Genomic DNA, 26,173 nt, shown 5'->3' with positions numbered 1-26,173 from the left:
GAATCAGGTTCGGAGGTCGCGTCAGCGCGGCGGATCCGGGTCTTGATTCGGGTCGTTCTCTCCCTTGTCCGAACGAGGGCCGCTGCGCCGGGACAGCGCCTCTTTCGCGGCGACGAGCAGACGGTCATCGGCATAGAGACCGTGCGTGTACAGCTCCAGCACCGGGATCGTAGAGCGCTCCAGCAACGACGTCGTCAGCGTGTTCTCCCCGAAGGCGCGTGCGAGGTGGCGGCGCAGGATAACGGGACCGAGGCCGTAGAGCGTCATGTACACGGCGGTGGCTTCGAGGTCGGACTGCTCGCGCATCGTGCCCGCGGCGATCTGCTCGCGCAACATCTCTCTCGTGCTGGCGAGGAACGTATCGAAGAGCCGGTCGGACGCGGCAGAGTCGTCGACGAGCATCCCAGCGAGGTAGTCCAGCGCGACGCTGCGCCCCTCCAGTGAGTCCAGCGCCTCCCGCATCAGGCGTGAAGCGTCGGCACCCGTCATGCCATCCCGCTCTGAGAGGAGTGTGTTCACGACGTGCGCGTCGCACGCCTCCCGCAGCCCCTCCTTGCTTCCGAAGTGGTGCAGGATGAGCGCCGGGCTCACCGCCGCATCCTGCGCGATCTGCCGCAGACTCGTACCGGCGAATCCGCGCGCGCTGAACCGCGCGATCGCCGCGTCGCGAATGCGCGCCCTGGTCGTGAGATCTTCGGATGCTGAACGCATAATCAGTATGCTAAACGCTCGTTCAGCCAACGGTAAGGGCTATTGCTCACCCAGAGTGTTAGTGACTAACATGGCTTCATGAACGCTCTTGTTCCCACCTCTGAGCGCCTCCGCGAGTCGGCGCTGCGATTGTTCTCGGAACGCGGCTTCGACGCCGTGACGGTCGAGGAGATCGCCCGTGACGCCGGGTTGTCGCACATGACGTTCTTCCGGTACTTCCCGACGAAGGAAGACGCCATCCTCGACGACCCGTACGACCCCTTCATCGCGGATGCGGTGGCCGCGCAACCCGTCGATCTCCGACCCCTGGAACGCGTGCGACGGGGCCTGCTGCGCGCGTGGGAGTCCGCGCCGGAGGCGACGCCGGAGGAGACTCGCACTCGGGTGGCGATCATCGCCGCCCATCCGCGGCTGCGTGCACGGGCGTGGCAGAACACCCAGCAGACGGAATCCCTCATCGTTGAGGCGCTGACCGCGCAGGGAACGTCGAGGCGAGAGGCGGTCGTCGCCGCGGGCGCCTGCCTCGGCGCCGTGATGGCAGCCCTTCTAGAGTGGGGATCCGAATCCTCCGCTGCCCCGCTGGGCCCGAGGATCCTCGAAGCGCTCAGCATGCTCGTCCCCGAGGCGACGGCATGACCACCGAGACGGCATCGCAGGTGATGCTCTCCGCCCATCAGGTCCACAAGAGGTACGGCGACGAGACAGCTCTCAACGATGTGAGCCTCGACCTGCGCAGTGGCAGCATCCATGCGCTCGTCGGCTTGAACGGAGCGGGAAAGACCACGCTCATGCGATCGATGCTCGGCATGATCCGCGCTGACGCCGGCACGGTGCGCGTGCGGTGCGACGAGGAGATGATCCCGCTGGATCGTCTGCCGCGATCGGAATGGCGTCACGTCGGTCATCTGATCGAGACGCCCTTTGCCTATGCCGAGCTCACGGTCACGGAAACCGTGATTGCCGCTGCCCGGCTGCGCGGCGTGCCGCGTGCAGTCGCCGCGGCTGCGGCGTACGACACTATCGAGCAGCTTGAGCTCGGCCACTGGACGCACCGGAGAACGCACACCCTGTCACTCGGGAACAGGCAGCGACTGGGGCTGGCCAGCGCGGTGGTGCATCGTCCTCGTCTGCTGGTACTCGACGAACCCGCTAACGGACTCGACCCCGCGGGCGTGCACGTCATCCGCCGGATGCTGCAGCAGGCCGCGGCGAGCGGTGCCGCGATCCTGGTCTCGAGCCATCATCTCGACGAGATGGCGCGCATCGCCGACACGATCAGCGTGATGCATCGGGGAAGAGTCATCGGGACGCTCCCGCCGCGGGGGATCGACATCGAACGGCAGTTCTTCGACATGGTCTCCGCCAGCGAGGGAATCTCGACGCGAGGCGTCGCGTGAACGCCGCGCTTCACCTCGAGTGGCTCAAGGCGCGTCGCGCGACGACGGTGCGCGCCGCGACTGTCATCCTCGCTGTCCTCGTCCCGGCGATGAGCGCCGGGCTACTCGCCGTGGTGCGCTCCGATTCGGGCAGCTCCCTCGCTCGGAAGGCCACCGCGCTCCTCACCGACACGGGCTGGGCGGGCATCACCGGCTTCTCCGCGCAGATCATGTCGGTCGCAGGCCTGCTCGGCGTCGGGATCGTCGCCTCCTGGGTGTTCGGGCGGGAGTTCACCGATGGGACGTTTGGGGCGCTTTTCGCCACGCCCACACCGCTGGGTTCCGTCGCCACTGCGAAGCTTCTCATCGTGACGGCATGGGGCGTCCTGACGTCCTGTCTCGCGGCTCTTCTCACACTCGCGGCCGGCGTGCTGATCGGACTCGGCGTCCCCGACTCCGACGCTTGGGTCGGGGCGGGGCGTATCGCGGTCGTCGGCGCCCTCACGGTGCTGCTCACGTTGCCGCTGGCACTGGTCGCCAGCTTTGCGCGAGGCTATCTCCCCGCGATCTCGGCGTTGCTCGCACTCGTCGTGATCACGCAGGTGGTCGTCGCGCTGGGGGCAGGATCCTGGTTCCCGTATGCTGCGCCGGGGATCTGGTCGGGCCTCGGTGGTCCGGAGCTCGCCGATACAGTGACCGCACCGCAGCTGCTCCTCGCGCTGCCCGTCGGTGTCACTGCAGCCGCAGGGACCTGGCTGTGGTGGCAGAAGGCCACTGTGCCGTGAGAGGTTTCCGGCACCCGTCGGATCAGACGTCGTCGTCAGAGTCGTCAGAGGTCGCGAGCCGCCGGTAGCGGCGATTGCGGGCCCCGAGGAGCACCGAGGCGCCGACGGCAGCGATGACGGATGCGGTCAGGATGGCGACCTTGGCGTGGTCGTGATGCTCGCTCGTGACGGCGAAGCTGAGCTCGGCGACCAGAAGAGAGACCGTGAACCCGATGCCGGCGAGGAGGCCGACGCCGATGATGTCGATCCATCTCAGGGATGGGTCGAGGTTGATGCGCCGGATTCTCGTGATGATCCAGGTCGCCGCGGTGATCCCGAGCGGCTTCCCGATCACCAGGGCGAGGACGATACCGACCACCACGGGGTCTGCGAAAGCCGACGCGAATCCTTCCCCGCCGCCGATCGCCACACCCGCCGAGAAGAACGCGAAGACAGGCACCGCGAAACCGGCCGACAGCGGGCGGAACCGATGCTCGAAGACTTCGGCGAGCCCCGGGCCGGCATCCGGTCCGCGGTCTGCCTTCTTGTGGAGCACGGGGATCATGAAGCCGAGCAGCACACCGGCGATCGTGGCGTGGATGCCCGACGCGTGCACGAGTGCCCAGGCGACCACACCGATGGGCAGCAGGATCAGCCAGGCGGCGGTCGGGCGCAGGTGGAAGAAGGCGCGGTACCGCTGCGCGATCACGCCGTACACCGCGATCGCGATGAACGCGAGCACCAGGGGCAGGACCTCGATCGTCTCCGTGTAGAACAACGCGATGATGCCGATGGCGATGAGGTCGTCGACGACCGCCAGGGTGAGCAGGAAGATCCGCAGCGCGCTCGGGAGGTGCGATCCGATGATGGCGAGCACGGCCACTGCGAATGCGATGTCGGTCGCGGTCGGGATCGCCCACCCGTGAGATTCCTGCGCGGAACCGGCCACAACGGCCAGGTAGATCACGGCGGGCACGATCACCCCGCCCACCGCCGCGACGATCGGGACCACTGCCGTGCTGAACTTGCGCAGGTCCCCGGCGACGAACTCCCGCTTGAGCTCGAGACCGACCAGGAAGAAGAAGATCGCGAGCAGGCCGTCGGCGGCCCAGGCGCCGAGACTCAGGCGTAGATGCCAGGGCTCATATCCGATCTCGAAGTCCCTCAGTGCGAAGTACGACTCCGACCAGGGCGAGTTCGCCCACAGCAGCGCGATCACCGCGAGGGACACGAGGAGGATTCCGCCAACCGTCTCCTTGCGCAGGATCTCGCCGATGCGGCGTGACTCGGTGCGGGAAGCGGAGGGAAAGACGGCGCGGACTCTGGCGAGACGCGAGGAAGACTTGTCCATGAGGGAGCTTTCGGGTCGATGAGCGTGCAATCGTCGACCAGGCTTCCCGACACTCCGCGTACCATTCTAGCCGGGCTGCGTCTTCTCATCCTGTGCGAAGCGGACTACTGTGAGTGCTCGGTGTGCCGGGAAGTCTGGTCGGCGTCTCTTCTTCGACCCCAAGGAGCCTGTGATGACGCAAGCCCAGCCGAGCTTCCGGATCGCGCGATTGCGGGCGCCGGTGCGCTGGATCGCCGACATTCCGCGTCGGTCTCCGGCGCGAGCATCGATCGTCGTGTTCGTCCTCGCGGCGATGCTGTTCACGGTTCTGTTACGCCTCCCGATCGCCGCAGCCGATGGCGTCGCCGTACCGTGGCAGGACGCGACGTTCACCGCGTCATCGGCTGTGACCGTCACCGGGCTGACATCCGTCGACACTGGGACGTCGTGGTCGCTGTTCGGGCACATCGTGATCCTGCTCGCCATCCAGACGGGCGGCCTTGGAATCGTTACGGTGGCGCTCCTCCTCACCCAGGCGGTCACCCGCCGACTGGGCCTGGGAGGGCGCGTCTTCGCTCAGCAGGTTATGGGGGCGACACCGCTGGGTGACGTGAAGCGACTGCTGAAGATCGTCGTGCTGACCACGTTCGTCATCGAGGGTTCGCTCTGCCTTCTGCTGCTGCCTGCCTTCATCATCGAAGACGGCTGGGTTCGCGGCCCGTGGCATGCACTGTTCTACAGCATCTCAGCCTTCAACAACGCAGGGTTCGTCCTCGACCCCGGCGGACTCGCCGTCTATAGCCACAACGTCTGGATCATGACCTTCCTGGTCATCGGAGTAGTCGCCGGCAGCCTCGGGTTCCCGGTCTACCTCGCCGTCATCGCCCATCTGTGGGGACGCGGACGCTGGTCTCTTCACACGAAGCTGACCGTCATGACGACGCTCCTGCTGTTCGTGGTCGGCTCGGTCAGCTGGGCGGCGAGCGAGTGGAACAACGCCGCGACGATCGGCACCCTGAATCCGCTCGATCGGATCCTCCACGCGCTGTTCGCGTCGACGATGATGCGATCCGGCGGATTCGCGATCATCGACACGGAACAATCCACATCGACGACCCTGCTTCTCACCGACGCGCTCATGTTCGTCGGTGGCGGGTCGATCTCCACTGCCGGCGGTATCAAGGTGACCACGCTCGCCGTCCTCTTCCTCGCCATCGTCGCCGAAGCACGAGGCACCAAGCACATTACGATCTTCGAACGCCGGCTGCCCGACAGCGTCCTCCGGGTCGCTATCTCCGTAACGTTCCTCGGGGCCTCGCTCGTGCTCGCGGGCACCGTGCTCCTCACCCTCACGAACAAGGCTCCGCTGGACCATATCCTCTTCGAGGTCATCTCGGCCTTCGCGACGTGCGGGCTCTCGGTCGGGCTGTCCGCGGACCTCGACCCCTTCGGCAAGTACGTGCTGTCCGCCCTGATGCTCGCGGGGCGCGTCGGGCCTATCGGTCTCGCCGCCGCCCTCGCCGTGCGACAGCGCACCGAGCACTTTACTTACCCCACCGACCGCCCGATCCTCGGATGACCGCTTCGACACGCCTGCGCGGACGCCCGGGCCCGACCCGTGCGGCTTAGACTTCCTTCACGCCCGCAGTACGGGCCGGAGAGCCGGGAAGCCTGGTCGGCACCATCGATCAACGACCGAGAAGACCCGATGCACACCACAGTCGCGTACATGGGTGACGTCGCCGACGCCCATCCCTCACAGCTCCCCGCAGGCGGGACGGCCCAAACCTGCTGCCTCGTCTGGACCATCGACCTGTCCGGTGTCGAACGGCCCCGGGAAGCACGACGCATACTGCGTTCGGGCGCGGCCGAGGCCCTCGCTTCCAGCCGGTTCTATGGCGATCTCAGACACCTCATCATCACTTACCGGAAAGCCGGTGTGCGTCGACGCGCACTGCGCTCCACTGCGCAGAGCATTGCGCGCCGACTGCACAGCGAGTTCGAGCGCGCGCGCGGCCGATACGTCGATGTCGTCGTCATCGACCTTTCCGGGATCGACAGCCAGAGCCTCCTCCCGCAGCGCATCGAGGAGCTCGCCAGTACCGGCCGCGGCATCGTCGGGTACGCCGCCATCCCCTGGGAGGACCTGCGCGGCGAGAGCATCCGCGATACCTGCACCCGCGAGGTTATCTAGCGTTTGCTTACCACTTCGGACGAGGGTGCGGAGAAGGTCCTCGAGGGATCGCCCCGAAGTCGATGCGGCGCGTAGCGTGGAACGCATGCCAGATGGACCTCCCACTCTCTCGGCCAAGCCAGCGAATCCGACACATCTGAAACCGCAGACGTGGCTATATGCGTGGCGTCGCACGCTGCAGGAGTTCGTGCGGGACGGTTGTGTCGACGCGGCGGGCGCGCTGACATTCTTCGCGGTGCTGTCGGTCTTCCCCGCGGGCCTGGCGTTCATCGCTTCGATCGGAGTGATTGCCGATGGCGAGGCGGTTCTGGATCGGCTTCTCTCGCTGTTGGGTGAAGTCGCGCCGGCGGAGGTGGTCGAGACTCTTCGAACCCCTCTGACCGAAGTCGCAGAGTCATCGGCTGCCGGCTTTACCCTGATCGTCGCGATCGCCACAGCGGTGTGGTCGGCATCCATCTACGTGGGAGCTTTCGGGCGCGCGCTCAACCGGATCTATGGGGTCGAGGAAGGGCGGCCATATTGGAAGCGCAAGCTCTCGCAACTCGCCGTCACGGTCGTCTTGCTGTTCCTCCTCGCGATCATGGCAGGGGTCGTCGTTCTCTCCGGTCCCATCGCTCGAGTCGTCGGCGATGCCCTCGACATTGGTGACACCTCTCTGGCCGCTTGGGACATCCTGAAATGGCCGCTCCTCGCTGCCGCAATCGTCACCACGATCACGCTGCTGTACAAGGGAACCTCGAACCTGACGCAGCCGCCGCTGCGGTGGCTGACCCTCGGCGCGGGTCTAGCCGTGCTGACGCTCGCGATCGCGTCCGCGGGCTTCGTTCTCTACGTGTCGAACTTCGCCGACTACAACCGCACCTTCGGGGCATTGGCCGGAGTGGTGATCTTCTTGCTCTGGTTGTTCCTTATCAACCTCGCCCTGTTGCTGGGGGCTGAGTTCAACGCCGAGGTCGAGCGCGGACGGCAGCTGCAGGCGGGACAGCAGGCGGAGTCGCGGTTGCAATTGCCCGTGCGCGACACCGCTGTGAGTGAGAGACGCACTCGTTCCCGGAAGCTCACCGAACAGCGGGGCACACGGCTACGCCAAGGACAAGCGCTACCGCCGAGGCGGGACTCGCTGTTTGCCTGGGCTTTGCGGTTGGTGCGGGGTACGTGGCGCCGACTAACCCGCAGGGCCGACTGACCCGGAGGCAAGGGGTCAGTGACCGGCACCAAGGTTGCCGGTGAGGCGGCCGTGGAAGGCGGCTGCCGTGTCGTTGAGGCCCTGGATGGTGACGTTCTTCCCGTGGTTCTCATACTTGGTGACGATCGCGTCGAGGGCTGCGACGGTGGAGGCATCCCAGACGTGAGATCGGCTCATGTCGATGACCACGGTGTCTGGGTCATCGGCGTACTCGAACTGGGTGGTGAGGTCGTTGCTGGAGGCGAAGAACAGCTCGCCGTCGACGGAGTAGTACGCCGTCGCGGTGTCGTCACTGATGGTGCGGGTGACGCTCACGAAGTGAGCGACGCGGCGGGCGAACATGATCATTGCAGCGATCACACCGAGGATGACGCCGACCGCGAGATTGTGTGTCCAGACGGTCGCAATGACGGTGATGAGCATCACGGCGGTCTCGCTCTTGGGCATCCGCTTAAGGGTGCCCCAACGGATGCTGTGCCAGTCGAACGTGGCGATCGAGACGACGACCATGACGGCAACAAGCGCCGCCATGGGGATGATCGCGACGACTTCGCCAAGGGCGAGAATGAGGACGAGCAGGAACACTCCGGCGAGGAAGGTCGAGATGCGGGTGCGTGCGCCGGAGGCCTTGACGTTGATCATGGTTTGTCCGATCATCGCGCAACCGCCCATGCCGCCGAACGCTCCCGAGAGGATGTTCGCAGCCCCCTGGCCAAGTGCCTCGCGGGTCTTGCGCGAGTGGGTGTCGGTGATGTCGTCGACGAGCTTCGCGGTCATGAGTGACTCGAGAAGGCCGACGACGGCCATGGCGAGAGCGTAGGGGGCGATGATCTGCAGAGTCTCTAGGTTCAGCGGCACGTTCGGGATGAATAGCTCGGGCAGGCTCTGGGGGAGTTCGCCTTGGTCACCCACGTTTGGGACGTTCCAGGCGAAGACGACGACGGCAGCTGTGAGCAGCACGATCGCGACGAGCGGAGCCGGGACGACCTTCGTGATGCGCGGCATGAGGAACATCACCAGGAGTCCGACTGCCACGAGCGGGTAGACCAGCCAGGGCACGTCGAAGAGCTGGGGAAGTTGGGACGTGAAGATGAGGATCGCCAGGGCGTTCACGAACCCGACCATCACCGAGCGCGGGATGAAGCGCATCAGTTTGGCGACGCCGAGGAGGGCGAGGACGATCTGGATGAGCCCGCCGAGAAGAACAGTGGCGATGAAGTAGTCCATGCCATACTCGCGGGCCACCGGCGCGATGACGAGCGCGATCGCGCCGGTCGCCGCGGTGATCATCGCGGGACGGCCACCGAGGAACGCGATCGCGACCGCCATGATGAACGACGAGAACAGGCCTACGCGCGGGTCGACCCCCGCGATGATCGAAAATGCGATCGCCTCCGGGATCAGCGCGAGGGCGACGACGAGGCCCGCGAGCACTTCACGGGTGAGCAGACGCGGGCTGCGCAGCGCCTGCATGACGGTGGGTTCGATGCGGTAACGGGAGGCGGAATCGCGGGTGGGTGTGACGGCAGTCATGTGCCCTCCGAGTGTTGGGCTCTCTCGTGAGAGCGTGGATACGAGTGGGAGCGCAGAAGTGCGCAGGCATCGGTCAGGCCGACGCGAGAAGATGAGGGGTAGGGGCGCAAGAACCACGCCGAACCCAACTCTAACGTAACGTGAGTGTTGCGAGGAAATTGATAGGAGGCACCCGTTGGGCGACGACGAAACCATGCGCATCGGTGAGGTCACCGAACGTACATCCCTGTCTCTCCGTACCCTCCGACACTGGGAAGATGCCGGCCTTGTGGCACCGTCCGCGCGCACCGAGGGCAATTTCCGGCTCTACACCGAGAAAGACGTCGAACGTCTCCTGCTTATCCGTCGTATGAAGCCTCTCGGATACACCCTCGATGAGATGCGGGAGCTACTGGACGTTGTCGATGCTCTGGCGCTGACACCCGATAGTGCTCCTCTGCGTGCCCGTCTCGACGACATCAGAGAGGGTGCGCGGGTTCGACGAGGGAAGCTCACCGAACAACTCGCAATGGCCGACGAGTTCGTGGGATTGCTCAGTCACCTGTCATCGGGAACGCCACTGCCTTAGCCCACGCCTATCTGAGTTCGGAAGCGCAGGCTCGGAAGGTGAGGACTTCTCAAGGGCGGCCAAGATCATCGAAACGGTCGACCGCAGTTGCGATCTTGTCGACGTTCTCGAGCGTGAGGCCCACGAACTTGTCGGGCCGCACGACGAACGCAGGAACCTCTGCCCTAGTCGATCGACGCCTCGGGCGTCGGGACCGAACATGAGCGCGACTGGGGGCGTCCCCTGAGCCGAATCCCGACACACTCTCGTGAGACAAAACGGGCAGTCCCCATCCTTGTACGATCAGTGCGGTGCCCCTGCACCGCACCACGCAGTCGCCGGAAGCAGTGAATGAAGTTCATCGAAGTCCCCATGCTCCCGATCGTGATTCCGTTCGGAGTCGTGATCTTCTTCGTGCTCATCGGGGTTCTCCGCTCCCGCGGGCGCGTCACGCTTGCCCGGGCGAGTGTCGCCGCGGTCCTCGCGGTCTACGCGGGCGGAGTGCTCGCCAACACGGTCTTCCCGATCTTCCTCCGGGTCGGCACAGGGTTCTATGACGGGCCGCGCCCGTTCCCGCTCTACCTCGTGCCGTTCGTCGACTACGGGTTCGAGGACGCTCTCATCAACGTCGCGGTGTTCGTGCCGCTCGGTGGGCTCGTCCCTCTGCTCACCGCGCGGCCGAGCTGGTGGAAGGTGTTGGCGATCGTTGCCGGTGCGAGCCTCTTCATCGAGCTGGCGCAGATGGCCACCTCGCGGCTCGCCCTCAGCGGACACCTCGCGGACATCAACGACTGGCTGACGAACATCCTGGGCGGGATGATCGGGTACGGCCTGTTCGTCGTCCTGACGCGCTCGAAGACGATCGCTGGATTCGTGCAACGGTTCCGGTGGCCAGCGCGTCAGCGCGCGAACAGCCAGCCAGCCTGAATCCGGAGGATGGGCCGGGGGCGGGTCAACCGCGGTCGAGAGATTCGGTCTGCCTGAAGTGGGATCCGTGAGCTGCCGAGTCGTCATCTGCGGCACGAGAGCGCCCGGACCGAGCCCGAATCGCATGCCGTGCGAGGCGTCAGCAGACTTCGTGGAGCTTCTGGAACCGGCGGCGACCTCTGGTTCGGTCACGCGGACGAGGGGCTCTGGCTTTGGCCGCTCCCGGCCGTCGATCACCTGCGCCTCAGTGCCCGGTGGCCCGCGTTCGCGGTCGAAGAATCGTCGATCGAGATCGATGCCTCGAGATTCGGCGAACTCGCCGCGCACTCCGAATCCCTCTGGGCTCGACGGTGAGACGCAGCATCCGCGCCCTTCTGTCTCTCGCGGCCGCCATGGAGCCTCGGGCTGCGCTGCCACGGGCAAGCGCGTCGAAGTAGAGCTCAGAGCGTCGGCGGGCGTTCGGGCGCGGGGGCGGGCCAGGTGCCGTACCGGCGGTCGAGGTCGGAACTGGAGAGCTCCAGAGACGATCCATCGGCATACCTCTCCGAAGCGATGTCCAACGATGCGAGGAGCGCCTGGGTGGTGTCGACCGTCTGACCAGGTGCGTCGAACGTGAATCGCACGAGGCGGCCCCGATCGATCTCGGTCTGGGAGGCGAGCTGGCCCAGCGCATAGTCGATGAGGGCTGCAGGATCTCCCTCAAAGGTGTCGCTCGCCGAGAGCGTCGCGGTGACGTACGAAGTCGTGCCATCCCACGCGCGCGCGGCCGTGAAACGCACCCCGGGGATGTCGTCGACCGCTGCTTCGACGGTTTCCATCGATCTGGCCTCCGGCTGGGGAGCAGGGGGCGTTGCGGGGTGGCCCCCGAGCGAGCATCCGCTGAGCAGGACGCCGATCAGGATCGTGACGGCCGCGAGGAGCGCGGTGCGTCGCGCGCGGATCATGAGGCACTCGTCTCGTGCGGGGGCGCAGAACGGCGAGTGAGCATCGACATCCACGATAGCTCGACTCCCAGGCGGCAGTGACGACGCGAATTGATGCCTGACCTCGACCGAGGCCTAGGATCCCTTGCTATGGACTCGACGGTGAGACGCAGCATCCGCCCCCTTTCGTCTCTCGCGGCCGCCGTGCTGGCGGTCGGGCTCGTGGGATGCGCGCCTCCGGCCGGGCCGGTCGATGCAGCGTCGCCCTCGCCCTCTCCGACGCCGACGGCGGCGTGCCCGCAGGTGGAGGGTGTCGACCTGCCACCCGACTGTGCTCCTTACGATCCTCAGGAATCGATGGATCTGAACGATCAGTACCGCGATCGCATGGACATCGACGAGGCGGCGCGCGAGGCGAGCACCGGGCCCGCCGAGACGGTGCGTGCCGAACTCGAAGGTCTCCGAGCCGCAGGCGATGTCACGGTCGATCAGGTGCAGGAAGTGCTGATCTCGGCCGGGCTGGCCGATCCGTTCGTGCGAGAGGACTACGGCGACGTGCTCTTCGGTGTGAACGGACCGAAGGGCGGATGCATCTTCGGCGAGGTGAGCGCTGAGGCCGTCGTCGTCGATGTCGGCGGCTACATCCTCGACGGCGGATGCCTGCCCGCGCAGTGAGCGTGGCAGTTGCGGCTCGTCGAGCCCATTGGTAGCGTCACCCGGATGTTCGTGATCGGAATCATCGTCGCCGTGGTCGGGATCATCATCTTCGTGGCCGGTCTCCTGCGCACCGCGCGGGCCAATCCCGAGGACCGCGTGCCGTACTTCGGCGAAGCGAAGACATCCCCGAGATGGACCTATGCGATGCGGGCGAGCGGGGCTGCACTGGTCGTCATCAGCGGTTCCCTTCTGGGCGGGGAGTCCTGGTGGTGGGTGGCCGGCGTGCTCGTCGTGTGGCTGGGCGCAACGATCGCGGTGATCGCTGCGCACAATGCGCGCGTCGCCGCGTGATCAGGCCTCGACGTATTCCTGCCGCACGGCCCCTCGGGTGGCTTCCTCGATGTGACCGAAGTCGTGATCGGAGTTCAAGATGACGGCTTGGTTCACGAGCGCGTAGGCGGCGATGAGGCAGTCGAATGCGGCCGCCGCACGTACGAGGCCGCTGTTCCAGAGCGTCTGCTGAATGTCGAAGGCATCCTGTTCTGTTGGATGCTCCCAGGCAGGGAGCAAACCTTCCATGTCTGCGCGCAGTTCGCGATACTCCTCAGGGGACCGGGCTGAGTGGCAGTATTCGAGCACCTGCGGAGGGCAGGTGATGATGAGGTCCTGTGGGGAGATCTCGCGCAGACGGCGCGCGATGGCATCGCTGGTCGCCGCCTTCTGCCAGATGCTGTCGTCGACGAGGTAGGTCGTCACGACGCAGTTGATGATGGGGTGATCGTGGGCGCGTCGATCTGATCTGCCTCGAAGCGTCGGGCGATGATTCGCTCGACGGCTGCAGGCTGGCGGCGCACGGCGATGAGTGTGCGCAGGGCGAGATCGACGGTCTCGCGATTGGAAGTCGTTCCCGCGAGTTCCTTCGCCTGGCGAAGTTCTTGAGGATCGATGTCGATCGATGTGACGGTCATGCGACTCCCTTCCTTATATAGGCCACTATACAAGGATCATCGGCTCCGAAGGACCCCTCGGATCGAGACATCCGATGATTGAGGTTGCGTTTCTCGGCTCGTCGTAGTTATATTACGACGTAAAGTAATCCTCCCCCCGAGAGGGAAATCATGACGCTCGACGTTGAGCAAGAACTCCCCACCGCCCCCGCGGTGGCGACCGAGACGAAGGTTCGCGCACCCCGCAGTTCGCGGTTCAAGCGCAGCCTGCGCCGGTACTGGCAGCTGTACCTGCTGCTTCTCCTGCCGATCATCTGGTTCATCGTGTTCCGATACATCCCGATGGCCAACGCGGTCATCGCGTTCAAGAACTACAACCCGATCGACGGCGTCTGGGGAAGCCCCTGGGTCGGCTTCGACAACTTTGCGAACCTGTTCCGCAACCCGGTCTTCCCGCGGCTCGTCGGCAACACCTTCATCCTCGCGGCGTACACGCTGATCGCGAGCTTCCCGCTGCCGATCATCCTCGCGCTCGCGCTCAACGAGGTGCGACTGCGGTTCTTCAAGCGCACCGTGCAGCTCGTCACCTACGCGCCGTACTTCATCTCGACCGTCGTGGTCGTGTCGATGACGATCCTGCTGCTGTCGCCCCGCGTCGGACTCCTCGGACGCACGCTCAGCTTCTTCGGGGCCGGCCAGGTCGACCTGCTGGCGGATGCCGACTTCTTCCGCCACATCTACGTCGCCACCGACATCTGGACGACCACCGGCTACTCGGCCGTGATCTACCTCGCCGCGCTGGCCTCGGTCGACACCTCGCTCTACGAGGCGGCGAAGATCGACGGCGCGACCAGGCTGCAGAAGATCTGGAACGTCGACATCCCCGCCCTCCTGCCCACGGCCACGATCATCCTCATCCTGGGCGTCGGCAACATCATGGCGATCGGGTTCGAGAAGGCCTTCCTGCTGCAGAACGCGCTGAACCTCTCGACCTCCGAGATCATCCCGACGTACGTCTACAAAACAGGCATCCTGAACGCCAATTTCAGTCTGGGAGCGACGATCGGACTCTTCAATGCCGTCATCAGCCTCGTGCTGCTGCTCGTGGTGAACGGCGTATCCAAGCGAGTGACGGGTAACGGGCTATGGTGACCACGATCAATACCGAGGCGCTCCTCACCGAGGAGATCGTCGTCGCGAAGAACAAGAAGCGCCGCCGCCAGCGCGACCCGCTCTCGCGGGGCGTGAAGGTCAAGGAGACCCGCGCCGACCGCACCTTCGTGATCGCCGCGTACGTGCTTCTGACCGTCTTCCTGCTGGTCGTGCTGCTGCCGCTGCTGAACATCGTCGCCAGTTCGCTCTCGAGCCCGCAGGCGGTCTCGTCGGGCCGGGTGCTGTTCTGGCCGGTCGACTTCACCTTCCGCGGATATGCCGAGGCGCTCGCCAACCCCGCGATCCTGCGCGGCTTCGGCAACTCGCTCTTCTACACGGTGGTCGGCACCGCGATCAGCATCTTCGGCACCGTCGCGATCGCCTACCCGCTCTCGCGCACCCAGCTGTTCGGACGCAAGGTCATCACCGGCGGTGTCGTCTTCACGATGCTGTTCAGCGGCGGCGTGATCCCGATGTACCTCGTGGTGCAATCGCTCGGCCTGCTCGACACCCGCTGGTCGATGCTGCTTCCGAACGCGATCGGCGTGTGGCAGGTCATCATCGCGATCGTGTACTTCCGCTCGGCGGTGCCGGACGAGGTCTACGAGGCGGCCCAGCTCGACGGCGCGAGCGAACTGCGCATCCTCTGGACCGTCGTGCTGCCGCTCGCCAAGCCGCTGATCGCCGTCATCGCTTTGATGTACGCGATCATGCAGTGGAACTCGTACTTCGACGCCCTGCTCTATCTGCGCAACGCCGATCTGCAGCCCCTCCAGCTCGTGCTGCGCGGCCTGCTCATCCTGAACGATTCGGGTGCCGGCGGCGATGTCGCCGAGCAGCTGCGCCGTCGGGAGCTGGCCGACCTGCTGCGGTACTCGACCGTCGTCATCGCGACGATCCCGATGCTCGTCGCCTACCCGTTCGTCGCCAAGTACTTCAACAAGGGCATCATGGTCGGCGCCGTCAAGGGCTGACCCGCATCCCCCACAGACCCACCACACACATCCATGAACCGGTCGAAGGAGATTCCGGCAATGAGACACAGCATCATCAGAGGTGCCGCCGCCGTCAGCGTCATCGCCATGGCGACGTTCACGATGGCCGCCTGCACATCGCCCAGCGACGACAACGGGCAACTCGTGGCCTTCGGGCCGCAGGGTGAGAACGGCTCACTCGAGGACAACGCGTTCACCCAGGCTCTCGAGAAGAAGTTCGACATCGACTTCGACTGGCAGACCACCACCTACGACGGCAGCGTCGCGGGCGAGAAGCGACAGGTGTCGCTCGCCAGCGGTGACTACCCCGACGCGTACTTCCTCGTGCCGTGGGTCGACGCCTTCTCGCGCAGCGAGATCCTCAAGTACGGCCAGCAGGGCGTGCTCGTGCCCCTCGAAGACCTCATCGACGAGTACGCGCCGAACCTCAAGGAGCGCTTCGACGAGAAGCCCGACTGGAAGGAGTCGGTCACCGCGCCCGATGGTCACATCTACGCCATCACCCAGTGGACCGAGTGCTACCACTGCAGCTACCCGTCGAAGCTGTGGATGAACACGACCTGGCTCGACAAGCTCGGACTCGAACAGCCCACGACCACCGAAGAGCTGCGCGAGGTGCTGCGGGCGTTCAAGAACGACGACCCCAACGGCAACGGTGTCGCCGATGAGGTGGCGCTGAGCGCCTCGGCATCCGAACCCGTCATCAACTACTTCATGAACGCGTTCGCCTACGCCCCGTACGGCAGCCCGTCGAGCCCGCCCCCGCTGGTGCTCGACGGCGACAAGGTGGCCATCTCGGCGACGTCCGACGGATGGCGTGCGGGCCTGCAGTACATCGCCTCGCTCGCCGATGAAGGACTCATCGACACGGCATCGTTCACGCAGAACGGCAACGCGCTGCGTGCGCTGGGCGACAATGCGGATGCCGAGATCCTCGGGTCCGCCGCCGTGCTGCACCCCTACGAGATCGTTACGGCCGAATCGCCCGACGGTCGCGACACGCACTACGACGCGGTTCCTCCGGTGAAGGGTCCCGACGGCACGCAGTTCGCCACGTTCCGCTCGCCGGTCAGCCCGCTCGGCATGTTCGCGCTGACGAACAAGTCGACCGAAGAGGAGCGCATCAAGGCGATCAAGGTGATCGACTACCTCGTGACCGACGAGGGCGACAAGCTCGGTGCCATGGGCCCCGAGGGCGAAGCCTGGGTGCCCGCCGTCGAGGGTGACGTCGCGCTCGACCCCGAGCTCGAGCCGACGTTCAAGCCGCTCACGTACGACGAGACCTCGAACGCCGCGTGGCGCTCGATGGGTCAGTACTGGGACTCGCTCGAGTACCGCAACGCGCAGGTCGTGCCGGAAGACGTGTACTCGCCCGACGGCTACGAGCGCCGGCTGCTCAACGCATCGAAGGAGTACGAGCCCTTCGCCCCCGACGAGAGCATCCTGTTCCCCTCGGAGAAGCTGTGGCCGAACCCCGACACCTCGGCCGAGCTCGCCGAACTGCAGACGAACATCGCCACGTACATCACGCAGGCCCAGGCGGAGTTCGTCACCGGTCAGCGCGACGTCAACGACGACGCGACATGGCAGGCGTACATTGACGACCTGAACGGTCTCGGTGTCGAGCGCTACCTCGAGCTGCAGCAGGAGCTCTACGACGCCCTGTGATCTGAGGGTCAGGAACTGCCCGGTGGGATGCTCCCGCCGGGCAGTTCTGCGTGCGGGGGCGACGCTTCGACAGGCTCAGCGACCCCAGGGTGCGGGTGGGTCCCTGAGCCCGTCGAAGGGCCCGGGACGGATGCGCGCGTCAGCGGACGAGCGCCTGGATGGCCGCCGCGGCCGCGCCGCGCGCCCAGTCCTGGAAAGTGTGGGGTCGCGTGATGATCGGGCAGCGGGCGGCAGCGCCGAACGCGTGCGCGTCGAACGCGTTGCGGAGCGTCTCGTCGAAGAGGTCGAAGTTCGACACGCCCTCGCCGCCGATGAGAACGACCTGGGGGCCGGTCAGGTTCACGAGCGTCGCAATCGCCGTGCCGATGATCGTCGCCGCCTCGCGGAACGCCGCTTCAGCGGCGGGGTCTGCGTCGTGGGCGAGGCGCACGGCCTCGTCGATGCCGATCGGGCGACCGTGCGCGGCAGACACCGCTGCCTCGATCGCGCCGGTCGATGCCGCAGCTTCCACGCAGCCCCGTCGCCCGCACGGGCAGAGGTGCCGGGGGTCGGCGAGCGGCAGGTGGCCGATCTCGCCCGAGACCCCGTAGGCGCCGGTGACGACTTCGCCGTTCAGGTGCAGGCCGCTGCCGATGCCCCGCCCGATCGTGACGATCGCGAACGAGTCGGTTCCGACTCCCACCCCGAACCAGTGCTCACCGACGGTGAGGGCGTGCACGTCGTTCTCGAGCGTGACGGGGCGACCGAGGCGTTCCTGCAGCGCGCCGCCGAAGTCTTCGTCGGTCCAGCCCATGAGTGCGGAGTCGCGCACGATGCCGGTCTCGGAATCGACGTCGCCCGAGACCGAGACGCCGAGGCCGGCGATCGCATCGGCCCTGCCGTCGAGCTGTCGCTCGAGCTCACCGACGACGTCGACGATCGCCTCGAGCACCGTCTCGGGGTCGTGCGCGGCGAGCGGGCGCCGCTCACCGGCGAGCACGGTGGTGGTGAGGTCGGTCGCGACGGCGATGATCTCGTCGACGTTCACCTTGACGCCGAGCATGATCATCGCTCCGGGGATGATCGAGACGGGGGCGACCGGGCGTCCCGGGTTTCCGTCGCGGTGCGCGGCGGGCGGGGCGTCAACGAGACCGGCTGCGACGAGCGGGGAGACGGCCTTGGTCACCGCCGCCTGCGACAGGCCGGTGTGCCGGGCGATGTCGATGCGGCTGATCGGGCTGCGCGTGAGGATCGTCGCGAACACCTTCGACCCGGCATCCGACGCGGAGCGGATGAGGGTGGTGCGTGCTGCGGTGTCGTGATCCATCGGTTTCCTCGCTTGTCATCGGCAACGCTAGCGAATCGGCGCGAGATGCGTCGCAGCGAACTCGAGTGCGTTCTCTTCGTCGAGGTCTCCGCCGGCCTCGTGCCCGTTGTAGGGCCACAGCACGATTCGCTTCTCGCCGGCGTAGGCCGTGAAGGCGGGCAGGACGGATGCCGGGGGCGTGACGCCGTCGCGCAGGCCGGTGCTGAGCAGCGCCGGGGCGTTGGCCCGCTTGGCGTGGTTGACGCCGTCGAAGTAGCGCAGGGTGTCGAGAGCCGTCGCCGTGTCGAGACGGCGATCGGCGAAGTACTGGGTGAGCAGGGCGTAGGGGGCTTCGTCGCTGAGGTCGGCCGCCCGGTCGAGTTCGCTCAGGAACGGTGCCTGGATGATCGCGACCGCCAGGTCGGGCACGAGTCCGGCCATCGCGAGTGCGATGCCGCCGCCCTGGCTGGCTCCGACGACGCCCACCCGCGCGGGGTCGACCCGGGGGAGCGAGCGCAGCGCCTCGACGGCCCGCACGGCGTCGGCGTACACGCGACGGTAGTAGTACTCGTGGGGGGAGCGCAGGCCCCGGGTGAGGAATCCGCCTGCCGACGGACCGCCATCGGGATGGTCGTCGTCGGTGTCGCCGTGCCCTTGTCCGCGGGCGTCGACGACGAGGTGCGCGTAGCCCGCGGCGGCCCAGCGCAGATCGCGCAGCGCGTGCCCGCGTCCGTTGCCGTAGCCGAAGAACTGCACGAGTCCGGGCAGTGGTTCCGTGGCGCCGTGGGGCACGCGCAGCCAGGCGTGGATCTGGGCGCCGCCGAACCCGGCGAACGTCACCTCGTACACGTCGATGACCGTCAGGAGCGTCGGGTGCGGTTCGATCGTCACGCCCAGCGGATGCTCGCGCGTCTCGGCGAGCGTCTCGGCCCAGAATGCGTCGAAGTCGTCGGGTTCGGTCTGGGTGGTCGGTTCATCGACCACGGTGAACTCACCGCGCATCGCGGCCTCCCGCGGCGAGGGCGAGAGTATCCGTGAGTTCGGCGACCGGCACCGCGACGGTCGCGCCTGCGGGCACGTGCACCGACACGCGGCTTCCGCGGTGCTCGACGACGACCGTGCGGTCATCGGTGAGCCGGTTGTGCAGCTGCGCCTCGATGAGCGCTCCGTCACTCCAGGCGAGGTCGGCGACCAGGCCGGTGCGCACGCCGATGCCCTGCGCATCGCCCTGCGTCCATGCGGCGGGGAGCGCGGTCAACAGGCGCACGACGCCGCCGTGACTCTGCACGAGCATCTCGGCGATCGCCGCCGGGAAACCGAGGTTCGCGTCGATCTGGAACGGCGGATGCGTGCTGAAGAGGTTGGGAAGCAGCCCGCCCCACTCCGAGCCGTCGACCGGACCGTGCCGGGTCGCGTCGCCGTCGAACGGCGTGAGCGCCTCGTCGAGCAGCGAGGCCGCGGTCTCGCCGTCGCCGATGCGGGCGCGGAGCGCGATCTTCCACGCCCACGACCAGCCCATCGCGCCCGGACCGCGCGCGTCGAGCAGACGCACGGCGGCGTCGAACAGCTCGGGCGTGCGCTCGCGGGTGGTGATGTCGAGCGGGTACACGCCGACCATCGGGGTCATGTGGCGGTGCAGCGGCTCGACCTCGGCCACGTCGGCCGACCATTCGCCGATGCGTCCGTCGGCGCGGATGGTGAGAGGCAGGAGTGCGGCGAGCGCCTGCTCGATCTCTGCGACCAGGCCGGCCTCATCGACGGCGAGCGCGTCGATCGCGGTCAGCGCGCGTTCGAGCAGGCCCTGGATGAGCAGCAGGTCGGATGCCGAGGTCAGGCCGATCGCGGTGCCCTCGCCGTCGGCGGCGAAGAACGAGTTCTCGGGCGAGGTCGACGGCGAGGTGCGCAGTCGTCCGTCGGCGTCGGGAACCAGCCAGTCGAGGCTGAACTCCACGGCGCCGCGCAGCACCGGCCAGATGCGGGTGCGCAGCAGGTCGACGTCGCCGCCGAACTCGTACGCATCCCAGAGGTTGTGGCTCAGCCACACGCCGCCGAGCATCCAGATCGCCCAGCTCGGCGCGCCGTGTCCGCCGCCGACGGGGAGCGCCCAGCCCCACACGTCGCTGTTGTGGTGGGCGACCCAGCCGCGCGCCCCGTAGAGGTCGCGGGCGACGTCGGTGCCGTTCTCGGCGAGCTTCTCGACGAGCGCCAGCAGCGGTTCGAGCGAGTCGTCCATGCCGAGCAGGGGAGCCGACCAGTAGTTCATCTCGGTGTTGATGTTGATCGTGTAGTTCGACGACCAGGCGGGCTGCAGCTGGTCGTTCCAGATGCCCTGCAGGTTGGCGGCAGGGCTGCCCGCCCGCGATGCCGAGGCCAGCAGGTACACGCCGAACTCGGCGATCACCGTCGCCTTGAGCGACGGGTCGGAGCCGTGCAGGATGTCGTGGTCGACATCCCACGTGCCCTCCCGGCGACCGCCGATCGCGAACCTCGCCCGCACGAGGCGCCGCCGGTCGGCGACGTGCTCGTCGAACAGTGCGGATGCGTCGCGGCTGGCCGCGGCATCCGCCCGTGTCCTGGCGAGGTCCCGGATCGCCTCGCGTGAGGCGGTCCGCCACTCCTCGTCCGCGCCGGCCCACCACGACGCGGCGCGGGACGAAGTGGAGAGGGCGATCAGCAGCCGTCGGGCTCCTCGGATGGTCGTGCCCGTGGGCGTGACCTCCGCGAGGCCGTCGGTGCGCCAGGTGGCGGCGACCGCGGCGAAGGCGTCGAAGCCTTCGTCGCCTTCTTCCGCGTACCGCAGCGGGTGCACCGAGGATTCATGCAGGGGCGCCCCGTCGATGGGCGCCACCACGTCGAGTGCGATCCGGTCGCTGCGCACGTCGAGGCCGACGCCGCGCAGGGGAGTGGTGAGCGCGACGGATGCCGTGAACTCCACGTCGCTCTCGATCTCGACGATCAGGGCCTGCGCGGGCGCCGAGACCCACGAGCGTCGGCGCACGGTGCCGCCGGGAACGGTCAGCGTCTCGATGAGCACCGCCTCATCGAGGTCGAGAATGCGTGCGGGGTCGGCGGTGACGGCATCCGCGATGTGCACCTCGAGATCGCCGAGTGGCAGGAACTCCTGCGAGTAGGGGCCTTCGAAGGCCATCAGCAGTTCTTCGGCGGTGCGCACGTCGCCCGCGTCGAGCGCGGCGCGGATCTCGGCGAGGCGCTCGGGCCCGGCTCCGGCGGCGAGCACATCACGGAGTGCGGTGGCGGGCCCGTCGGGTGTTCCCGACCACAGGGTGGAGTCGTTGAGGGCGTATCGACCGGATGCTCCGCCGAACGCCATCGCTCCGATACGGCCGTTCCCGAGTGGGGCTGCCTCCTCCCAGGTGGAGGCCGGCGCGGGCCAGCAGAGCTGGAGCGTCCGGGCCGGGTTCGAGGGGGTTTCGGCGGCTGAGAGCGACATGCGTCTTCCTGTGGGGATCCGGCGGCATCCTGGCCCTCGCGGGGATTCTGTCATCGATGGCAGACCTCGGATGTTTGCTTGCGGTCTCAGCGTATTCATGATTAATTACCGATGTCAAGTAATTGGCCGGGGCGGCGAGAGGTGTTTTGGGGGCCACTCGCAACCCGGCTCTTCTGGGGACCGCGCGACGGAGCGCTGGGGTGTTTCACCGTCGAAACCACCGAGAGGAAATCATGATCGATACGACCCATGCCACCACGAGATGGCGAGGGGTGGCGGCATTCGTCGCCGTCGCGCTCGCACTCGGATCCGGCACCGCCGCCGCGAACGCGGCGACACCGGCCGAAGCATCCGCCACCGGAGCGGCAGCAACGCTCGTCGCCGCCACGAACACCGATGAGGAACCGCTCGGCTCACGCCCCTACATGGGCTGGAGCAGCTACAGCATGCAGGTCTACGCGGGCAACGGCCAGTCGTGGATCACCGCCGACCGCATCATCTCGCAGTCCGACGCCATGCACGAGAAGCTGCAGGACGCCGGCTACGAGTACATCAACATCGATGCCGGCTGGAACGGCGGCGTCGACGACTACGGGCGTCCGGTGCCGAGCACCACCCTGTATCCGAACGGACTGCAGGCCGTGATCGACCACGTGCACGGCAACGGCCAGAAGATCGGCCTGTACTTCATCCCCGGCATCTCGGCCGAAGTCTACGAAGCCGAGCTGCCGATCTTCGGCGCCCCCGAATGCACCACCGGCGACGTGGTCAAGCGACCGCTGCAGCAGGCCGACTACTGGGGCATCGGGCACCGCATCGACTTCTCGACCCCGTGCGGGCAGGCGTACATCGACTCGATCGCCGACATGCTCGGCGAATGGGGCATCGACTTCGTCAAGTTCGACAGCGTGACCCCCGGGTCGGGTGTGGGCGACCTCTCGCTCGACGCCCGCGATGACGTGGCCGCGTGGTCGCAGGCGCTCGAACGCAACAACATCTGGTTCGAGCTCTCGTGGGCCCTCGACATCCGCTATGCCGACTACTGGAAAGAGCACGCGAACGGCTGGCGCATCGACTGGGATGTCGAGTGCTACTGCGAGAACGAGGCGCTCACCACGTGGGACAACATCGCACGGCTCTTCCCGAAGGCCGCCGAGTGGTGGCGTCACGCCGGACCCACGTCGGGCTGGAACGACTTCGATTCGCTCAACGTCGGCAACGGCAAGATGGATGGCCTGACGAAGGACGAGCGCCGCACCGCGGCCACGTTCTGGGCCGTCTCGGCCGCGCCGATGTACGTCGGCAATGACCTGACGAACCTCGACGACTACGGCCTCGAACTGCTCACCAACAAAGAGGTCATCGCCGTCAACCAGGCGGGGCGCCCCGCGCATCCGGTGTCGACTGCCACCTCGCGCCAGACCTGGTTCTCGACCAACCCCGACGGGTCGGTCACCGTGGCGGTGTTCAACCTCGGACGCACCGATGCCGACATCACCGTGTCGCTGGCCGATCTGGGCATCGCCGGCGAAGTCAAGGTGCGCGACCTCTGGGCGAAGAAGAACCTCGGCAAGACGACCGACGCGTTCGTCGCCACCGACGTGCCCGTGCACGGCACGCGACTGTTCACCTTCACCCCCGCGAAGAAGAGCACGATCACGCTCAACGACGACGACGCGCGTCTGGGTTACGAGGGCGCGTGGACGCGCAACGGCGGTGCCGAGGTGCCCGCCCGTGCGCAGGCGCTCACGGTCTCGTCGTTCGACTCGTCGCAGGGCGGTCAGGCCCCCGAAGCCGGACCGTCGAACGTGCGCACGATCAACAACAACGACCCCGGCATCGTCTACAGCGGAACCTGGAGTCAGAGCGGCGGTCGCGGGATGGGCGACTATCAGGACGACGTGCACTACGCCGAGGCCAACGGGTCGGCGTTCGAGTACTCGTTCGTCGGCACGGGCATCGACTGGTTCACCGAGAAGCATTCCTCACAGGGCGAGGCCGAGATCTATCTCGACGGCGTGCTGGTCGAGACGGTCGACACCTTCCAGGCCGATGGCCGCGGGGTGCAGCAGAAGGTGTACTCCGTGCGCGATCTGCCGAACGGATCGCACACGCTGCGTGTCGTGAAGAAGTCGGGGCAGTTCCTGCTGAGCGACCGGATCAACATCGTGCAAGAGGGCGTGATCGACGTCGACCACCTGGCGTTCGATCGGGCGCAACCGGAGGATGCCGTCGTCACGCTGCTGCGGGACCCGAGCGAGCTCCTCGGCATCTACCGTGACGGAACAGGGCTGGTGAGCGGTGTGGACTACACGATCGAGGGCGACGAGCTGACGTTCCCCACGGCGCTGCTGGCGTCGCTGCCCGATGGTGACTCGGCCCTGGAGTTGCGCTTCCGCGGCGACTTCCGTGACGACGTGCATGCCACGGCCGACGACGGAGCCGCCGTCTCGATGACGGTCAGCGGTTCGAGCGTGACCGTCACCGGCGCGATCGGCCCCGACCAGGGCACGGCCGAGATCTATCTCGACGGCCAGCTGGTCGAGACGGTCGACCTGCACGGTGACGTGCGGCTCACCCAGCAGGAACTCTTCACCCGAGCAGATCTCAAGAAGGGGGAGCACACGATCAAGATCGTGAAGACCTCCGGCGATCTGCTGCGCATCGACGCGCTGTCGTACGTGACGCGCTGAGCACCGGGGTGCAGGCGGCGGCCGAGCGTCGCCGCCCGCACCGCGTACGAATCCGACGGCGGGACATTGACCTCCCGAGACCTCGATGCAGGTGCTTGACTGGGAGAGACCAGCGGAAGGATTTCCCATGGGCACGACGAACGAAGCGGATGACGATCTCGTAGAGAGGCTCTCCACCGCGGCATGCTGGCAACTGCTCGAGCAGGGCGAGTTGGGACGGCTGGCTGTCGACGGGGTCGATGGTCGTCCGGATGTCTTCCCGGTGAACTACCTCGTTCACGCGGGCTCCCTCTTCATCCGCACCGCGCCGGGCTCCAAACTCGCCGATATCGCCGCGCATCCGGATGCCGCGTTCGAGGTCGACGGTGAGGGCGAGGCGTTCCGGTGGAGCGTGGTCCTTCGTGGTTCCGCGCACGTCGTGGAGGACGATGACGAGATCCGAGCGTCCGGTGTCGATTCCCTGTCTTCGTGGAACCCGACGCGCAAGGACCGGTTCATTCGGCTGACACCGGTGACCGTGACGGGGCGCCGGTTCCGTCGTCGGCTCCCGGACGTCCGTTCCCATGCCGCGACGGGCGGAGCCGACGCGGCCTCAGCATCGGGTGATCAGGCGTCCGACGCCGACACGCGTCACACGCGGCCGGTGCCGATCCCTCACTTCCCACCCGCGCGGGAAGAGCCGGTCTAGCACGGGGCGTTCCGCCAGGGAGAGGAACGCGGAGGCGATCTCATCCGCCGTGCGCGAGCACCTGTAGCCCGATGACCGCGAGGCCGAGCACGGCTTCGGCGCCGAGGGCGACCAGCCGCTGGAACCAGGTGAGCGGAATACGCCGCACGGCGACCCAGCCGATCACGACCAGCGAGACGACGAGCGCGATCGCTCCCGCGAGCAGCGCCGTGTCGGTGTCCCAGACGTCGAGCGCCGCGAGCCCGAGGAAGATGAACGGCAGTGCGACGGTGCTCAGCGCCCCGAAGCTCGTGCCGACCGCGTGGCGCAGCTCGGGTTGCGTGAAGAGCCGGCCGTGCACGACGAGATGCGAGACCAGATCGGCGGTGAACACGGCGAGCAGGGTGCCGAGCACGGTGACGATCAGTGTCGTCGCCGCCCCGCCGGGCGTCACGTGTCCGTGCACCGAGAGCGTGATCACGACGGCCAGCGACGCGAACGTCAGGTAGATGCGCTCCTTGAGGTGAGCGGCTCGGGCCGCGCGTTCGGCCTCATCGATCTCGGGGGTCATCCCAGTTCCTGTCGGGTCGGCCGTGCGGAGTCAGCAGTTCGTGTCGAGATAGTCGCGAATCGTCGTGGCGGGTGCATCGATCTCTTTGACGATCTCGAAGATGCGCGTGTTGGCGACCGGTCCATTGTCGGGGATGGTCTCGGCGATGTCGACGGTCTCCGCGTACAGATCGCGCACCTGGGTCCACTCGGTGGCGATGTCGGCCGGCGGCGTCGTGGCGTCGAAGATCTCGACGCGCGACGAGAGATCGGCGATGGTCGTGTCGGCGGGCATCGCGACCTGGAAGATGCCGGGAGTCGCGAGCGTGCCGCCGGCATCCTCGTACTCCTGGCAGAAGTCGCCACCCGAGGCTGCGGGGGCATCGGACGCGGGCGACTCGTCGCTCGACGATGTGGCTCCGCCCGTGCATCCGGCGAGCACGGCGACAGCGGCGATCGCGATGACGGACTGGGTGAGCGCGAGTGCGCGGGTGCGGGGCACGGGATTCTCCTCGAAGTAGCGGAGCGTCGCTCGCGGACGATGACGCGGGGAAGGTCGCTTCCAGCTTGGTTGCGGCCGCGCGATCGTCGGGGAGGCCGGGCGGGATGTCGAGTTCT

The 26,173-nt window shown here is 67.0% G+C and carries 26 protein-coding genes; 15 read left to right on the top strand and 11 right to left on the bottom strand.

The annotated features are described in order from the left end of the window. Nucleotides 1–21: 21 nt before the first annotated feature. Nucleotides 22–711: a TetR family transcriptional regulator gene (locus ACIOSY_RS13745; RefSeq protein ID WP_400854181.1), complete on the bottom strand. Its 690-nt coding sequence runs from the start codon at nucleotides 709–711 to the stop codon at nucleotides 22–24. Nucleotides 712–789: 78 nt separating this feature from the next. Between ACIOSY_RS13745 and ACIOSY_RS13740 the strand changes: the two genes are divergently transcribed. Genes ACIOSY_RS13740 through ACIOSY_RS13730 form a run of 3 tightly spaced genes read left to right on the top strand, consistent with a single transcriptional unit; the run spans nucleotide 790 to nucleotide 2,872 of the window. Further along, nucleotides 790–1,347, top strand: a complete 558-nt coding sequence (locus tag ACIOSY_RS13740) for a TetR/AcrR family transcriptional regulator (RefSeq protein WP_400854179.1) — start codon at nucleotides 790–792, stop codon at nucleotides 1,345–1,347. After that, on the top strand, nucleotides 1,344–2,108 hold the full coding sequence (locus tag ACIOSY_RS13735) for an ABC transporter ATP-binding protein (protein WP_400854177.1): 765 nt from the start codon (nucleotides 1,344–1,346) through the stop codon (nucleotides 2,106–2,108). Before ACIOSY_RS13740 ends, ACIOSY_RS13735 begins: the two co-directional genes overlap by 4 nt. Further along, on the top strand, nucleotides 2,105–2,872 hold the full coding sequence (locus tag ACIOSY_RS13730; protein WP_400854175.1) for an ABC transporter permease: 768 nt from the start codon (nucleotides 2,105–2,107) through the stop codon (nucleotides 2,870–2,872). The genes ACIOSY_RS13735 and ACIOSY_RS13730 overlap by 4 nt, the downstream gene beginning before the upstream one ends. Nucleotides 2,873–2,894: 22 nt before the next feature. Here ACIOSY_RS13730 and nhaA read toward each other — a convergent pair whose 3' ends face one another. Then, the gene (gene nhaA / locus ACIOSY_RS13725) at nucleotides 2,895–4,202 is read right to left on the bottom strand and encodes a Na+/H+ antiporter NhaA (protein ID WP_400854173.1); all 1,308 of its coding nucleotides are present in this window, start codon (nucleotides 4,200–4,202) and stop codon (nucleotides 2,895–2,897) included. Between the two features lie 172 nt (nucleotides 4,203–4,374). Between nhaA and ACIOSY_RS13720 the strand changes: the two genes are divergently transcribed. The 3 genes from ACIOSY_RS13720 to ACIOSY_RS13710 all read left to right on the top strand — a co-directional run bounded on the left by ACIOSY_RS13720 (nucleotide 4,375) and on the right by ACIOSY_RS13710 (nucleotide 7,561). Next, nucleotides 4,375–5,760, top strand: a complete 1,386-nt coding sequence (locus ACIOSY_RS13720) for a TrkH family potassium uptake protein (protein ID WP_400854171.1) — start codon at nucleotides 4,375–4,377, stop codon at nucleotides 5,758–5,760. A gap of 150 nt (nucleotides 5,761–5,910) precedes the next feature. Beyond that, nucleotides 5,911–6,375, top strand: a complete 465-nt coding sequence (locus tag ACIOSY_RS13715; RefSeq protein WP_400854169.1) for a hypothetical protein — start codon at nucleotides 5,911–5,913, stop codon at nucleotides 6,373–6,375. Between the two features lie 85 nt (nucleotides 6,376–6,460). Then, on the top strand, nucleotides 6,461–7,561 hold the full coding sequence (locus ACIOSY_RS13710) for a YihY/virulence factor BrkB family protein (protein ID WP_400854167.1): 1,101 nt from the start codon (nucleotides 6,461–6,463) through the stop codon (nucleotides 7,559–7,561). Nucleotides 7,562–7,576: 15 nt separating this feature from the next. Here ACIOSY_RS13710 and ACIOSY_RS13705 read toward each other — a convergent pair whose 3' ends face one another. After that, complete coding sequence (locus ACIOSY_RS13705; protein WP_400854165.1) at nucleotides 7,577–9,094, bottom strand: SulP family inorganic anion transporter; 1,518 nt, start codon at nucleotides 9,092–9,094, stop codon at nucleotides 7,577–7,579. A 193-nt stretch (nucleotides 9,095–9,287) separates the two neighbouring features. On the opposite strand from ACIOSY_RS13705, the gene ACIOSY_RS13700 reads away from it, so the two are divergent. Both ACIOSY_RS13700 and ACIOSY_RS13695 read left to right on the top strand, forming a co-directional pair. Further along, nucleotides 9,288–9,662, top strand: coding sequence for a MerR family transcriptional regulator (locus ACIOSY_RS13700; protein WP_400854300.1), 375 nt, complete (start codon nucleotides 9,288–9,290; stop codon nucleotides 9,660–9,662). Nucleotides 9,663–9,992: 330 nt separating this feature from the next. Then, nucleotides 9,993–10,568, top strand: coding sequence for a VanZ family protein (locus tag ACIOSY_RS13695; RefSeq protein WP_400854163.1), 576 nt, complete (start codon nucleotides 9,993–9,995; stop codon nucleotides 10,566–10,568). A gap of 440 nt (nucleotides 10,569–11,008) precedes the next feature. Here ACIOSY_RS13695 and ACIOSY_RS13690 read toward each other — a convergent pair whose 3' ends face one another. Further along, entirely contained in the window at nucleotides 11,009–11,512 is a 504-nt protein-coding gene (locus ACIOSY_RS13690) for a hypothetical protein (RefSeq protein WP_400854161.1), read from the bottom strand. Nucleotides 11,513–11,848: 336 nt separating this feature from the next. On the opposite strand from ACIOSY_RS13690, the gene ACIOSY_RS13685 reads away from it, so the two are divergent. Continuing rightward, the gene (locus ACIOSY_RS13685) at nucleotides 11,849–12,166 is read left to right on the top strand and encodes a hypothetical protein (protein ID WP_400854159.1); all 318 of its coding nucleotides are present in this window, start codon (nucleotides 11,849–11,851) and stop codon (nucleotides 12,164–12,166) included. A 45-nt stretch (nucleotides 12,167–12,211) separates the two neighbouring features. Further along, on the top strand, nucleotides 12,212–12,499 hold the full coding sequence (locus ACIOSY_RS13680) for a hypothetical protein (protein ID WP_400854157.1): 288 nt from the start codon (nucleotides 12,212–12,214) through the stop codon (nucleotides 12,497–12,499). Here the strand turns inward: ACIOSY_RS13680 and ACIOSY_RS13675 are convergent, their stop codons facing one another. Further along, complete coding sequence (locus ACIOSY_RS13675) at nucleotides 12,500–12,904, bottom strand: PIN domain-containing protein (RefSeq protein ID WP_400854155.1); 405 nt, start codon at nucleotides 12,902–12,904, stop codon at nucleotides 12,500–12,502. Then, a complete protein-coding gene (locus ACIOSY_RS13670) occupies nucleotides 12,901–13,116 on the bottom strand; it encodes a type II toxin-antitoxin system VapB family antitoxin (RefSeq protein ID WP_400854153.1) in 216 nt (71 codons plus the stop codon). Before ACIOSY_RS13670 ends, ACIOSY_RS13675 begins: the two co-directional genes overlap by 4 nt. 150 nt (nucleotides 13,117–13,266) lie before the next feature. On the opposite strand from ACIOSY_RS13670, the gene ACIOSY_RS13665 reads away from it, so the two are divergent. Genes ACIOSY_RS13665 through ACIOSY_RS13655 form a run of 3 tightly spaced genes read left to right on the top strand, consistent with a single transcriptional unit; the run spans nucleotide 13,267 to nucleotide 16,910 of the window. After that, a complete protein-coding gene (locus ACIOSY_RS13665; RefSeq protein ID WP_400854151.1) occupies nucleotides 13,267–14,247 on the top strand; it encodes an ABC transporter permease in 981 nt (326 codons plus the stop codon). Further along, entirely contained in the window at nucleotides 14,241–15,221 is a 981-nt protein-coding gene (locus tag ACIOSY_RS13660; protein WP_400854149.1) for a carbohydrate ABC transporter permease, read from the top strand. Before ACIOSY_RS13665 ends, ACIOSY_RS13660 begins: the two co-directional genes overlap by 7 nt. Before the next feature lie 60 nt (nucleotides 15,222–15,281). Then, nucleotides 15,282–16,910, top strand: a complete 1,629-nt coding sequence (locus ACIOSY_RS13655) for an extracellular solute-binding protein (RefSeq protein ID WP_400854147.1) — start codon at nucleotides 15,282–15,284, stop codon at nucleotides 16,908–16,910. 139 nt (nucleotides 16,911–17,049) lie between these two features. Here ACIOSY_RS13655 and ACIOSY_RS13650 read toward each other — a convergent pair whose 3' ends face one another. Genes ACIOSY_RS13650 through ACIOSY_RS13640 form a run of 3 tightly spaced genes read right to left on the bottom strand, consistent with a single transcriptional unit; the run spans nucleotide 17,050 to nucleotide 21,646 of the window. Then, the gene (locus ACIOSY_RS13650; RefSeq protein ID WP_400854145.1) at nucleotides 17,050–18,216 is read right to left on the bottom strand and encodes an ROK family protein; all 1,167 of its coding nucleotides are present in this window, start codon (nucleotides 18,214–18,216) and stop codon (nucleotides 17,050–17,052) included. Nucleotides 18,217–18,243: 27 nt separating this feature from the next. After that, nucleotides 18,244–19,197 carry an acetylxylan esterase gene (locus tag ACIOSY_RS13645; RefSeq protein ID WP_400854143.1) on the bottom strand — a complete coding sequence of 318 codons (954 nt, stop codon included), beginning with the start codon at nucleotides 19,195–19,197 and terminating at the stop codon, nucleotides 18,244–18,246. Further along, a complete protein-coding gene (locus ACIOSY_RS13640) occupies nucleotides 19,187–21,646 on the bottom strand; it encodes a glycosyl hydrolase family 95 catalytic domain-containing protein (protein ID WP_400854141.1) in 2,460 nt (819 codons plus the stop codon). Before ACIOSY_RS13640 ends, ACIOSY_RS13645 begins: the two co-directional genes overlap by 11 nt. A gap of 233 nt (nucleotides 21,647–21,879) precedes the next feature. Between ACIOSY_RS13640 and ACIOSY_RS13635 the strand changes: the two genes are divergently transcribed. Next, entirely contained in the window at nucleotides 21,880–24,339 is a 2,460-nt protein-coding gene (locus ACIOSY_RS13635; protein WP_400854139.1) for a X2-like carbohydrate binding domain-containing protein, read from the top strand. A 127-nt stretch (nucleotides 24,340–24,466) separates the two neighbouring features. Then, entirely contained in the window at nucleotides 24,467–25,027 is a 561-nt protein-coding gene (locus ACIOSY_RS13630) for a pyridoxamine 5'-phosphate oxidase family protein (RefSeq protein ID WP_400854137.1), read from the top strand. Nucleotides 25,028–25,067: 40 nt separating this feature from the next. On the opposite strand, the gene ACIOSY_RS13625 is transcribed toward ACIOSY_RS13630, so the two are convergent. Together ACIOSY_RS13625 and ACIOSY_RS13620 are read right to left on the bottom strand one after the other, a co-directional pair. Then, complete coding sequence (locus ACIOSY_RS13625) at nucleotides 25,068–25,577, bottom strand: hypothetical protein (protein ID WP_400854135.1); 510 nt, start codon at nucleotides 25,575–25,577, stop codon at nucleotides 25,068–25,070. 30 nt (nucleotides 25,578–25,607) lie between these two features. After that, nucleotides 25,608–26,057 (bottom strand): hypothetical protein, encoded by a 450-nt coding sequence (locus ACIOSY_RS13620; protein ID WP_400854133.1) that lies wholly within the window; start codon nucleotides 26,055–26,057, stop codon nucleotides 25,608–25,610. Nucleotides 26,058–26,173: the final 116 nt, after the last annotated feature.

The sequence above is a fragment of the Microbacterium sp. NPDC087665 genome, from assembly GCF_044743285.1.
GTDB lineage: Bacteria > Actinomycetota > Actinomycetes > Actinomycetales > Microbacteriaceae > Microbacterium.
This window is presented reverse-complemented; position numbering and strand designations above follow the sequence as displayed.